General features: G+C 72.7%; 7 protein-coding genes. 3 read left to right on the top strand and 4 right to left on the bottom strand.

From position 1 onward, the window contains the following. The first annotated feature begins 137 nt into the window (after positions 1-137). The gene (locus BSZ37_RS00590; protein ID WP_095508679.1) at positions 138-1,481 is read left to right on the top strand and encodes a hypothetical protein; all 1,344 of its coding nucleotides are present in this window, start codon (positions 138-140) and stop codon (positions 1,479-1,481) included. A 114-nt stretch (positions 1,482-1,595) separates the two neighbouring features. Here the strand turns inward: BSZ37_RS00590 and BSZ37_RS00585 are convergent, their stop codons facing one another. The 4 genes from BSZ37_RS00585 to BSZ37_RS00570 form a co-directional block, all read right to left on the bottom strand. Further along, on the bottom strand, positions 1,596-2,780 hold the full coding sequence (locus BSZ37_RS00585) for an FAD-dependent monooxygenase (RefSeq protein ID WP_095508678.1): 1,185 nt from the start codon (positions 2,778-2,780) through the stop codon (positions 1,596-1,598). A gap of 194 nt (positions 2,781-2,974) precedes the next feature. After that, a complete protein-coding gene (locus BSZ37_RS00580) occupies positions 2,975-4,372 on the bottom strand; it encodes an HMG-box domain-containing protein (protein WP_095508677.1) in 1,398 nt (465 codons plus the stop codon). 85 nt (positions 4,373-4,457) lie between these two features. Beyond that, positions 4,458-5,984 (bottom strand): alpha-N-arabinofuranosidase, encoded by a 1,527-nt coding sequence (locus tag BSZ37_RS00575; RefSeq protein ID WP_095508676.1) that lies wholly within the window; start codon positions 5,982-5,984, stop codon positions 4,458-4,460. Between the two features lie 40 nt (positions 5,985-6,024). Then, positions 6,025-8,325 carry a family 43 glycosylhydrolase gene (locus tag BSZ37_RS00570; RefSeq protein ID WP_095508675.1) on the bottom strand — a complete coding sequence of 767 codons (2,301 nt, stop codon included), beginning with the start codon at positions 8,323-8,325 and terminating at the stop codon, positions 6,025-6,027. 287 nt (positions 8,326-8,612) lie between these two features. Here BSZ37_RS00570 and BSZ37_RS00565 point away from each other — a divergent pair, with 287 nt between their 5' ends. Continuing rightward, positions 8,613-10,187: an alpha-N-arabinofuranosidase gene (locus BSZ37_RS00565; RefSeq protein WP_245838588.1), complete on the top strand. Its 1,575-nt coding sequence runs from the start codon at positions 8,613-8,615 to the stop codon at positions 10,185-10,187. An 11-nt stretch (positions 10,188-10,198) separates the two neighbouring features. Further along, positions 10,199-11,749: a T9SS type A sorting domain-containing protein gene (locus BSZ37_RS00560; RefSeq protein WP_095508674.1), complete on the top strand. Its 1,551-nt coding sequence runs from the start codon at positions 10,199-10,201 to the stop codon at positions 11,747-11,749. The last annotated feature ends 31 nt before the right edge of the window (positions 11,750-11,780 follow it).

The following is an 11,780-nucleotide window of genomic DNA, read 5'->3' as shown; positions in this document are numbered from 1 at the left end:
CGGCCTGGGGCGCCGATGGCTCGGGTCGGGCGCTCGGGGTCGGTTCCGGCCGGGTGCGGAGGAAATGGGCAGGGTTGCCCATCCATGCCCGGATCGGCGGCCGGTAGCCTCGGAGCTCACCCCAACCCAACCGACCCATGCGAGCCCTTCTCGCCTTCGCGCTGGCCCTGACCACGACCGCCTCGGCCGCTCAGTCCACGACCTCCCAGACGTTCGACGGCCGCCTCGAATCGGGCGACCCGACGCTCGCGTCCGGCGAGTACTTCGACGCGTACGACGTCGACGTCGAGGCCGGCCACCTCGTTCAAGTCGACCTCGTCTCGACCGCATTCGACCCCTACCTCCTCGTCGTCCGCCCGGACGGCGGGGCGTGGGAGAACGACGACTACGAGGGGAGCCGGACCCGCTCCTACATCGAGGAGGTGGCCCCGGAATCCGGCGTCTACCGGGTCGTCGTCACGTCCTACGCCCCGGCCGAGACCGGCGCGTACCGGGCGACGGTCACCGTGGGCGAGGGCGGCCCGGCCCCCCCATGCGGGTCGAGCGTGACTCCGTACGTCGTCACCGGCGGGGCCGTCGACACGCAGGGCCGGCCGCTCGCCGGCGCCCTCGTGACGGCCCACAGCCAGTCCCTCCCCGGGTCGACCGTCCAGGGGACGACGGGGAGCAACGGGTGCTACCGGCTCGACCTCCTGCCCATCCCTTCCACGTGGTCCGTGGTGGCGACGACCGACCGGGAGTTCGGCGGGCAGACCTTCCGGTTCGACCTCCACCCCGACGCCGGCCCGCTCGCGGGCAACCTCGGCGCCGTCCGGTCCTTCGACTGGCGGATCGCCGGGCCGAGGGCCGAGGGCCGGTTCTACGGGAGCCCCGTGCTCGTCTACGTCCCGCTCGGGATAACGGAGTCGGACGTGGAGCTGACCCTGGCGCCGGTCGGCCCGCTCGTGGATGGGAGCGCAGGCGCGACGATCACACGGGCCGCCGTCCACACTGGCGACGGGTGGGCGGTGGCCGACGTCCCGATCGGTCGCTACCGGATCTCGGCGCGGCACGTGCCTACGGACGGCCCGATGGAGATCCGCCGTCGCAACGCGGGGGCGTACAGCTCGGAGGTCACCCTGGACTTCGAGGCCCCGTTCGGAGCCCTGTCGATCTACTGGATCGAGGTCGAGACGCGGCTCGCGGTCGGCACGGCGGGCGAGGGCGGGCCGAACGAGGCGCCGGAGGTGGGGCTGGGCGTGTGGCCGAACCCGACGCCGGTGGGGGCCCGCGCCACCCTCTCCCTGGGGGCGGCGAGCGAGGTCGTCGCCGAGGTGCTCGACGCGCTCGGCCGGCGCGTGGCGCTCCTCCACGAGGGCCCGCTGGCGGCCGGCAGCCACGAGCTCCAGGTCGACGCCTCCCGGCTCCCGCCGGCCCTCTATCTCGTGCGCGTGGGGACCGCCGTGGGGGCCGTCACCCGCCCGCTCACCGTCGCTCGGTGACGAGCCGGCCCGCCCTCTCGTCTCCGCCCTCCCCAGTCCGAGCGTTGCGGGACGCCCCTCGGTGGGCGTCCCGCATGAGGGGTAGGGCCTCCGCGCCGGGTCCGTCGGCCTCGGTCACGTCACGGGCAGGGAGGGAGGCTCGTCTCTGAAGGCGTCGTAGGCCCCGACGCGAGCGGTCTGGGCGAGGACGGCGCGGGGCGGCGTCAGCCGGAGGAGGAGGGTGCGAGCGGCGACCGCGACGGGGTTCGACGCCTGCATCAGCGCGCCGACGCGGCGTGACCGGCGAACGACGGCGGCCGTCCGGCCGGACCGTGCGGCCTCGTAGTCCCGGAGCGCGGCGAGCCCGTCGCGTGTGCTGCCGAGCCGGTCGGCCAGCACGGCGGCGTCTTCGAGCGCGAGCCCCGCCCCCTGGCCCAGGTTGGGCGTCGACGGGTGCGCGGCGTCGCCGAGGAGCGTGATCCGGCCCCGGCCCCACACGCCAAGCGGCGGCCGGTCCGAGACGTCGTTGCGGAGGACGGCGCCCTCGGGAGTGGCCTCGACGAGGGACCGCACCGACGGGTGCCACTCGGTGAAGCGGCGGACCAACTCGTCTCGGGCGGCGTCTCGGCCGCCCGCTGGGACGGTCGCCGTGGCGAACCAGTAGACCCGGCCGTCGGGGAGCGGGACCTGCCCGAACCGCTGGCCGCGGCCGACGGCCTCTCCGTCCAGCACCGCCCCGTCCGCCTGCGCGACGCCCCGCCAGGCCGTGTACCCGGCGTAGGCCGGAGCGGCGGCCCCGTGGAGCGCCGACCGGACGGCCGAGTGGAGCCCGTCCGCTCCGATGAGGACGTCGGCCTCGAACTCCCGGTCGTCCGCCACCCGGACCCGCACGCGCTTGCCCTCGTCCTCGATGCCGATGACGCGGGCGCCGAGGTGGAGCGGGCCGTCGAACGCGTCTGCCAGGACCGCTTGGAGGTCGGCCCGGTGGATGGCGCGCGGGGCCTCGCCGAGGCGGGCGGCGAGCGCCTCCGGGTCGACCCGGACGAGCGGCCTTCCGTCGGGCGTCCAGATGGCCCCGCCGGCGCTCGGCTGCGAAACCGCGCGGACGGCCGCGCCCAGACCCAGCCGGTCCAGCGCGTGGAGCGCGTTCGGCCAGAGGACGATGCCGGCCCCGACGGGCTCAAGCGCCGGGGCCGCCTCGGCGACCTCGACCGGGAGCCCGGCCCGCCGGAGCCCGACGGCCACGGCGAGCCCGCCGATGCCCCCGCCGACGACGAGAACTCGGGGAGACGACGGTGGAGGAGAGGAGGAGGCGATCATCAGCGTTGGAAGAGAGACGGGGGACCGCCCGGAAACGGGCCGGCGTGCCCTCACGCTACTCGACTCCTACCGCTCAGTGTCTGGGCGGACCTGCCCATATGGGACGCCTCCACCACTCGTGGGCCCTTCTGCAGGGCGCCGGCGAGGTCGGCGGCCCGGCGTCGGCTCCCCTCCGGGACCGGCACGGAGGTCGGCTACTCGACGTAGCGGCCGAGCCAGTCGTAGAAGACGGGCCAGTCGGGGGCCGGTGTGTGGCCGCCCTCGTGGTTGCGGAAGGCGAGCGCGCCGCTCGTGAGGGCGACGTCGGGCGCAGGCATCTCCGTGGTGGGGAGGCCCGGGTCGCCCAAGAGCTCGTAGACCGGGTCGGCGGCGACGGCCGCGAGGAACTCGCCGTGGGGGTCCGACCACTGGTCGGTCGTGCCGCCGGTGACGAAGAGGGGGCGCGGGGCGACGAGGGCCATCAGGAAGTGGGCGTCGCCGGGCATCGCGTCCCAGCGGCCGGCGTAGGTGAGGAAGGTCCCGGCCATCCAGTGGTAGCCGCCCGCTGAGGCCACGTTGTCGATCGTCTCGCCCCAGTCCCGTTTCTCGAGCGACGTGCCCATCGCGCCGGCGCACGACGGCCAGGCGGCGGCCCAGCGCGTGTCGAGCGCGGCCGTGAGGAGGGCGGCCTTGCCGTTCCGCGAGTGGCCCGTGATGGCGGCCCGGGCGGCGTCGGTCTCGGGCGCCTGATCGAGGTAGTCGAGCGCGCGGCTTAGGCCCCAGGCCCAGGCCGCGAGGACGCCCCAGTCGTCCGGGTCGCGCGGCCGACCGCCGTTCATGTATCCGATGACGCCCTCGTCGAGGCCGGCGCCGCTGTCCATCTGGATCGGCCCGGTCTCGACCGTCGCGAACGCCCAGCCGCGGTCGAGCGCCTGCCGCACCGGCTCGGGGAGCTCATCGGATTGTCCCCAGAACCCGCCGACTTGGACGACGACCGGGACGGCCTCGGCGCCCTCGGGGAGGTAGAGCGTCATCTCGATCCGCGGCGCGGTCGGGAGCAGGCGCGCGTCCTCGATCCGCCCGACGACCTGGCGGACGGTGGCCCCGCCCGCCGTTGAGTCGGGGCCGACGGCTCGGAAGAAGACCCCCGGCGTGCCGGCCGGCGTGCGGCCGTAGAGCTCGACGACGTAGTCCTCCAGGATCTGCGGGCGGCGGAGCGTCCACCACTGCTCCGGCGTCTCGACCCGGCGGCCGGAGCGGAGGACGAGCGGGTCGAGGGGCTCGGGCCCGCCCGCCTCGGCCTCGACGTAGTTCGACCACCGCCCCCACTCGCCGCGGACGTGGACGTTGCCGGCCTCGTCGTACCAGTTGACCGTCCCCTCGCGGGGGACGATGTGGGCCGGCCGGTTCGGGTCGTCCTCCCACGACGGCAGCCCCGACGGCGTCTCGACGCCGAGGAGCTCCATCATCCGCTGGCGATCGGCCTCGGCCTCGCGCTGGAGCTCGGCGACATAGGCCTGCCGCTCCTCCGGCGACATCGACCGCCACGCGGGCTGCGCCGAGGCGGGCAGGGTCAGGAGCAGGGCGAGGAGGCCGAGGGCGAGAGGAGGCACGGGCGGTGCGGTGGGGCGGAGTCATCATACGACTCGCCCCACCCGGTTTCCCGCGTCCGGAATCGGCCCGAGGCGGGCGGGGCCGTTACTCCAGTGTCAGCGCGACGACCGACTTGGCCGGGAGGTCGATCGAGAGCGTCTCGCCGTCGAGGCGGGCGCCGTCGAAGTCCATGGGCACGAGCGTCTCGGGCGCCTCGAACGTGTTGTGGGCGTCCCACGCGTCGGCCGTGAGAATCTGGCCGGAGACCGAGCGGTCGCCGAGCCCGCGGATCGAGGCCTGAATGTCGAACCCGTCGCGCGGGTGCATGTTGGCGAGCGTGACGTGGACGCGGCCCTCGGCGTCGCGCGAGGCCGACGCGCTGACGGCCGGGATCGACTGGCCCTCGAACGTGTACGTGCCGCGGTCGATCTGCATCGGGAGGAGCGTCGCGTCTTGGTGCGCCTTGTAGAAGTCGAACACGTGGTACGTCGGCGTCAGGATCATCTGGTCGCCCTCGGTCAGGATCATCGCCTGGAGCACGTTCACCGTCTGCGCGATGTTGGCCATCTTGACGCGCCGCGCGTGCTGGTTGAAGATGTTGAGCGAGGCCGCGGCCACGATCGCGTCGCGGAGCGTGTTCTGCTGGTAGAGGAAGCCGGGGTTCGATCCCGGGTACGGGTTGTGCCACGTGCCCCACTCGCCCATGATGAGCCAGACGCGGTTCTGTGGGTCGTAGCGGTCCATGATGGCCGAGTGCCCGCGGATGATGTCGTCGGTCTGGAGCGCGCGCTGCATGAGCTCGAACCACTCGGCCTCGGTGAACCCGACGGCCGGGCCCTTCGAGGTCGTCCAGTCGCCGTTGATCGTGTAGTGGTGGACGTCGATCCCGTCGATCATGCCGCCGGCCTCGCGCATGAGCGTCTCGGTCCAGTCGTAGTCGTCGCCGGCCGGGCCCGCGGCGATCCGGAACGGGCGGACGTTGCCGTACCCGTGGAGGAACGTGGCGTAGCGCTTGTAGAGGTCGGCGTAGTACGCCGCGTCCATGTTGCCGCCGCACCCCCAGCTCTCGTTCCCGACGCCCCAGAACCGGATGTTCCACGGCTCCGCGCGCCCGTTCTCGGCGCGGAGGTCGGCCATCGGGCTCGGGCCCGGGTGGTTCACGTACTGCCACCAGTCGGCCATCTGCCGGACCGTCCCGCTCCCGACGTTGCCGACGACGATGGGCTCCGTGTCGAGTCGGTCGACGAGCTCCATGAACTCGTGGATGCCGACCCCGTTGTCCTCCGTCACGCCGCCCCACAGGTTGTTGACGACGGTCGGGCGGTCCTCGACGGGCCCGATCCCGTCCTCCCAGAAGTAGTAGTCGGCGAAGCAGCCGCCGGGCCAGCGGAGGTTCGGGATCTGGATCTGGCGGAGCGCCTCGACGACGTCGTCGTTGATCTCCCAGCCGTCGTCGGTCTCGCGCCAGAGGCCGTCGTAGACGCCGCGGCCGAGGTGCTCGGCGAAGTGGCCGTAGATGTGCTTGTTGATCGTGGTCTCGCCGGCCTCGGCGTCGACGATCATGCGGAGCGGCTGGGCCGACGCGCTGGCGGCGAGCGCCAGCAGGGCGAGGGAGAGGAGGAGGCGGGGCATGGGGGAGGGGGAGGGCAGGGGGGCGACGAGGACGGGGAGCTTAGCGGACGAGGGTCATGGTCCGCGCCTCGGTGTGCTCGCCGACCGTGAGCCGGTAGACATACAGCCCGTTCGGGAGGCCGGCGCCGCTGAACGGGACGGCGTGGGTCCCGGCCGGGCGGACGCCGTCGACGAGCGTGGCGACCTCGCGGCCGAGCACGTCGTAGACGGCCAGCGTGACGCGGCCGGGGGCGTCGAGCGAGAACGCGATCGTCGTCGGCTCCATCCCGAAGGGGTTCGGTCGGTTGGGGGCGAGCGACGCGGTCGGTCGCGGCGCGTCGTCCGACGCGGTGTCGAGCGCCTGCGGCGTGAACGTGAGGCTCCGGAGGGTGAACAGCGCGCCCGTCCCCGAGCCCGAGAACGTCAGGAACACGTCGTGCTGGCCGCTGATCGCGTCGACCTCGGCGCCGAAGGTCTCGTAGGTCGACGTGCCGCCCGTCGGCCCGACCGTGATCTCCGCGATTCGGGGTCCGTCGAGCGAGTCGAGGCGGACCTCGATGGTCCCGCCGACGGTGCCGGCAGCCTCGACGGTCAGGGCCTCCGGCGCGAACGGGTAGTCGACGTCGTCGCCGCCGTCGCCCGGGCCGCCGAACTCGACCCCGGCGTACATCGCCCAGTCGCCGTCGTGGATCCCCCCGAGGGCGCCCGAGGCGGACGGGGTCACGCCGTTGTAGTTCGACGGGTACTGGGCGGGGATGGGCGCGTAGGCGTCGCGGTAGACGTAGAGGTCGAAGTCGGCCGGGACCTCACCACGGACGTAGAGGCCCTGCTGGTTGCCCGTGAACGCGTTGAAGTCCATGCCGCCCTCCGAGACCGGCTGGTGGCGGTCCATCCGCGAGACGTCGACCGTGCTGAGGTCGGTCCACGTGAGGCCGTCGGTGCTGTAGGCGCTCGTGACGTCGTGGCCGTTGCGGTGGAGGCGGAGCCAGACCGGGCCCTCGGCCTCGAGCGGGGCGACGCCCGTGTACGCGTCGTCGAAGAAGGAGACGACGGCGGGCACGTCGCCGACGTCGGACGAGACGAACACCTTGGCGACGAGCGTCTCGGGCCCGTTGAACGTCCAGAGGCCGGCCTCGTCCTCGCTGTCCTCGGGGTCGAAGTCGACGCGCGTGACGAGCGAGTACGCCTTCTCGGCGGCGTTCTGTATGACGGTGTTCTGGCCTGGAGTCGCTGGGAAGGTTCGGCCGCCGGTCGGCGTGAGGCGGAGCCAGCCCGGCCGGGCCGTGAGCGAGTACGTGTCGTCCGGGGTGTAGCCGAGGAAGGACCAGTCGGGCGCGACCTCCGCGCCGTCGAAGGAGTCGGAGCGCGGGACGGTCCACGGGATCCCGCTGCTGGGGAGGTCGGGCGCGTCCTCGGGCCCGTTCGGGTACTGGGCTGTCGGCCACCCGTCGGCGTCGTAGCCGATCTGGCTGAGGACGCCCTGCCGCCCGAGCGCCTGCCACTCGCTGCTCCGGCTCGCGTCGTACGACTGCGAGATCACCCAGCTGGTCCCGTTCGGGGTCGTGACGGCGGGCGAGCTGTGGTTCGGCGTGCTGAAGGCGCCGCGCGGGCCCTCGAACAGGATGCGGGGCGTCTCCCAGGCGGCCGGGTCGTCGGAGAGCGGGGCGCCTTGGACCGCGCTCTTCATGACGTACTGGTTGCCGACGAGGTGCTGCGCGAAGCTGTAGTAGTAGTACCCGTCGTGCTTCCACATGACGGGGCCCTCGGCCCACCCGTAGGGCAGTTCGGGCTCCGGGTTGAGCCACGAGAGGTCGAGGACGACCCCGTTCGGCTGGCCGTCGTCGCCGAGCTCGACCAAGAAGTTGAACGCCTCGCCGTTCTTGGTGAGGAGGAACCACCGACCGTCGTCGTCGATGAAGACGGAGTTGTCGACGCCGAACCCACGCTCGCCCGGGGGCACGATCATCCGGGTCGGCTCGCTCCACGGCCCCTCGACCCGGTCGGCCGTGACGAAGTACATCTGGCGGCCGTTCGGGTCGAGCCCGAAGAAGTGCCAGTACTGGCCGTTGTGGAACACCGTGTGGCCGCCCCACACGCCGCCGGCCGGGCGGTCGTCGTAGAGCTCCCACGCCGCCGAGACCGGCTGGGCGATGACCCGCCAGTGGACGAGGTCGGTCGAGTGGTAGATCTTCGGCGTGACGTTGAACGACGAGCCGGTGGTGTAGTAGTCGTCGCCGATGCGCGTGAGCGTGGGGTCCGGGTGGTCGCCCGGGATGACGGCGTTGACGTAGGTCGGCTGGGCAGTCGCGCCGGCCGCCAGGAGGGCGGCGGCGAGGGAGAGCAGACGGGCGGCTCGGGGCATGGCGGGGGAAGAAAAGCGGGGGGCCGAGAGGTCGAGCGGGGTCGGACCGCGGGGCGGGGCGGAAGCGGTGCCGGAGATACTGTGCCGGGCCGCCTCGGGCGAGACTTCGGGGTCGGGACCACGCGGCTGATGCGATCGGCTTGAAATATATTGATACGTTTCAAACGCCGCAATCAAACCGTATGTGCGTTCCCGTGCCGGCCGCGATGACCCGCCGCCGTCTCGCCCACCCTCCCAGGGCACCGTTCCGAAGCCCTTCCGGGCATCGCCTCGATCCCCGAGGCTCGGTGAGTCCCGAGCGTCCCGTCCAGTCCGCCCGCCTCGGGCGGCTGTTCGGGCTGGTCTTGCTCGCGGCGCTGGCCGTCGGCGCCAGCGCGCAAGACGCGGCGCACCGGATGGTCCTCACGCTCGACGCGGAGGGCCCGACGATCAACCGGCACCTCTTCGGCCACTTCGCCGAGCACCTCGGACGCGGGATTTACGGCGGCTTCTGGACCGAGGGCGCCGACGGGTGGGAGCTCAATGCGCCCGTCGTGGAGGCCATGCGCGCACTCGACCCGCCCAACGTCCGCTGGCCCGGGGGCTGTTTCGCCGACGTCTACCACTGGCGCGACGGCGTCGGGCCGGCCCGCGAGCGGCCGACGATCGTCAACACGCTGTGGGGCGGGGTGACGGAGGACAACGGGGTGGGCACCCACGAGTTCGTGGCGCTCGCGGAGGCCCTCGGCGCTGAGCCCATCGTGGTCGGCAACGTGGGCAGCGGGACGGTCCGCGAAATGGCCGACTGGTGGCAGTACGTGAACCACCCCGGCCCGAGCCCGATGGCCGACCTCCGCGCCGAGAACGGGCACCCGGAGCCCTGGGGCGTTCGGTTCTGGGGCGTCGGGAACGAGAGCTGGGGGTGCGGCGGCAACATGTCGCCCGAGCACTACGCCGACCTCTACAAGCGCTACGCCACGTTCCTCCACGGCTACGGCGACGTCCGCCCGTTCCGGATCGCGACCGGGCCCGACGCCACGATCAACCGGGACGTCCCCGAGTGGACCGAGGCGGTCATGCGCGACGCCGGGCGCATGATCGACGGGCTCGACATGCACTTCTACACCATCGTCGGCGACTGGGACGACCGGACGCGGGCGACGGAGTTCGGCGAGGACCGATGGGTCGGCGCGTTCGCGCGGGCGCTCGAGATGGACGGCCACATCCGCCGCGTCTCCGCCATCATGGACCGGTACGACCCGCAGGGCCGGGTGTGGCTCATCGTCGGCGAGTGGGGCATGTGGCACGCACCCGAGGAGGGGAGCACGCCGGGCTTCCTCTACCAGCAGAACGCGCTCCGCGACGCGCTCGTGGCCTCGGTCACGCTCGACGTGTTCGCCCGCCACGCCGAGCGGGTCAAGATGGCGAACATCGCGCAGACGATCAACGTGCTCCAGGCGATGCTCCTCGTCGACGGCGAGCGCGTCGTCAAGACGCCGACGTATCACGTGTTCGACTTCTACAAGGCGCACCAGGACGCTGAGCGGCTTCCGTTCACGCTCGACGCGGGGACGTACGCGTTTGGCGGCCAGTCCGTCCCGGCCGTCAGCGCGACGGCCTCGCGCGACGAGACGGGCCACGTCCACGTGACGCTGACGAATCTCGACCCGCACCGGGCGCGGACCGTCTCGGCCGAGATGCGCGGCGGCCGCCTCTCGCGCGTTTCCGGCCGCGTGCTCACCGCGAGCGAGATGACGGCCCACAACACGTTCGAGGACCCGGACGTCGTGGTCCCGGCCCCGTTCGGTGGTGTCCGCCTCGATGGCCAGACGCTCACGGTCACGCTCCCGCCGATGTCCGTCGTCGCCCTCGACCTCCAGTAGCCCACGCTCGAATGCGCTCGCTCCTCCAGATCCTCGCGCTCATCGCGGTCACGACGCTGACCGCGCGGGCACCGCGTGCGCAGGAGGCCCTCCGCATCCACCTCGACAGCACGGCGCAGGTCGTCCGCGGCTTCGGCGCGGCCAACATCGTGGGGTGGCGGCCGGACATGACCGAGGCCGAGGTCCAGACGGCGTTCGGGACGGGCGACGGCGAGCTCGGCTTCTCGATCCTCCGCCTCCGCATCGCGCCCGAGCCGAGCGACTGGGCTGCCAGCGTTCCGTCGGCGCAGGCGGCCCAAGCGATGGGGGCGACGATCATCGCGTCGCCGTGGACGCCGCCGGCCGAGATGAAGACCAACGGCAGTCCCATCGGCGGCCGGCTCCGCGACGACCGATACGACGCCTACGCCGCCCACCTCGACGCCTTCGTCGACTACATGGCGTCGAACGGGGTCGAGATCTACGCCGTCTCGGTCCAGAACGAGCCCGACATCCAGGTCTCGTACGAGTCGTGCGACTGGACGCCGGAGGAGATCCGCCGGTTCATGGCCGAGAGCGCCGGCGCCATCGGGACGCGCGTCATCGCCCCGGAGTCGTTCCACTTCGATCACGACTGGTCGGACCCGACCCTCAACGACCCCGAGGCGGCGGCGAACCTCGACATCGTCGGCGGGCACATCTACGGCTCCGGGCTCGAGCCGTACCCCCTCGCGAAGGAGAAGGGCAAGGACCTCTGGATGACCGAGCACCTGACGGAGAGTCGCCGGTCGGCGGATGTCTGGCCGCTCGCGCTGGAGGTGGGGGAGGAGATCCAGGACGTCATGTTCGCGGGGGTGAACGCCTACGTCTGGTGGTACGTCGTCCGCTACTACGGGCCGATCGCGGACGGGGAGACGAGTGCGACGAGCCCCGACGACCCCTACAGCGCCAAGGGGGAGGTGACCAAGAAGGGGCACGTCATGTCCCAGTTCGCGCGGTTCGTCCGCCCCGGCTTCGTCCGCCTCCACACCGACCGGCCGACCCGGTTCTCGAGCGTCACCGCGACGGCCTACGCCGGGGACGGGGAGCTGGTGATCGTCGCGATCAACCGGACCGACACGGCGCGGGACGTCTCGTTCTCGCTGGAGGGCGGAACGGCCGGGACGTTCCGTCGCACCGTCACGAGCGAGACGCAGGACGCCGTCCGCCTCGCCGACGTCGCGGCGTCGGGCGGCGCGCTCGCCGTGACGCTGGGCCCGTCGAGCGCGACCACGTTCGTCGGCGACCTCGCCGGCGTGGCGACCGAGGCGGGCGCACCCGACGGTCCGACCTTCAGGGCGGTCTACCCGAACCCGGCCGCCCACACGGCGACCGTCGCCTTCACCCTCGCGGGCGCCGGGCCCGTCCGGCTGTCCGTGATCGACGCGCTCGGCCGCGAGGTCGCGACGCTCATAGACGGCGTCCGGCCGGCCGGGACGCACGACGCCGTGGTCGACGTGTCCGGCTTGCCGCCGGGCCTCTACCTGACGCGTCTGAACGCGGACGGAGAGGTGGTGACCCGCCCGATGGTCGTCGCCCGATGACCTCTGTTCGTCCGCTCTCCGCTCGCATCGC

It is taken from the genome of Rubrivirga marina, assembly GCF_002283365.1.
GTDB lineage: Bacteria > Bacteroidota > Rhodothermia > Rhodothermales > Rubricoccaceae > Rubrivirga > Rubrivirga marina.
Note: the sequence above shows the minus strand (reverse complement) of the source record. Positions and strands in the feature narration are given on the sequence as shown.

Excerpts from the sequence above, each read along its gene's own strand:
- BSZ37_RS00575 (WP_095508676.1), bottom strand. The coding sequence starts at position 5,984 with ATGCCCCGCCTCCTCCTCTCCCTCGCCCTGCTGGCGCTCGCCGCCAGC.
- BSZ37_RS00570 (WP_095508675.1), bottom strand. The coding sequence starts at position 8,325 with ATGCCCCGAGCCGCCCGTCTGCTCTCCCTCGCCGCCGCCCTCCTGGCG.
- BSZ37_RS00590 (WP_095508679.1), top strand. The coding sequence starts at position 138 with ATGCGAGCCCTTCTCGCCTTCGCGCTGGCCCTGACCACGACCGCCTCG.
- BSZ37_RS00560 (WP_095508674.1), top strand. The coding sequence starts at position 10,199 with ATGCGCTCGCTCCTCCAGATCCTCGCGCTCATCGCGGTCACGACGCTG.
- BSZ37_RS00585 (WP_095508678.1), bottom strand. The coding sequence starts at position 2,780 with ATGATCGCCTCCTCCTCTCCTCCACCGTCGTCTCCCCGAGTTCTCGTC.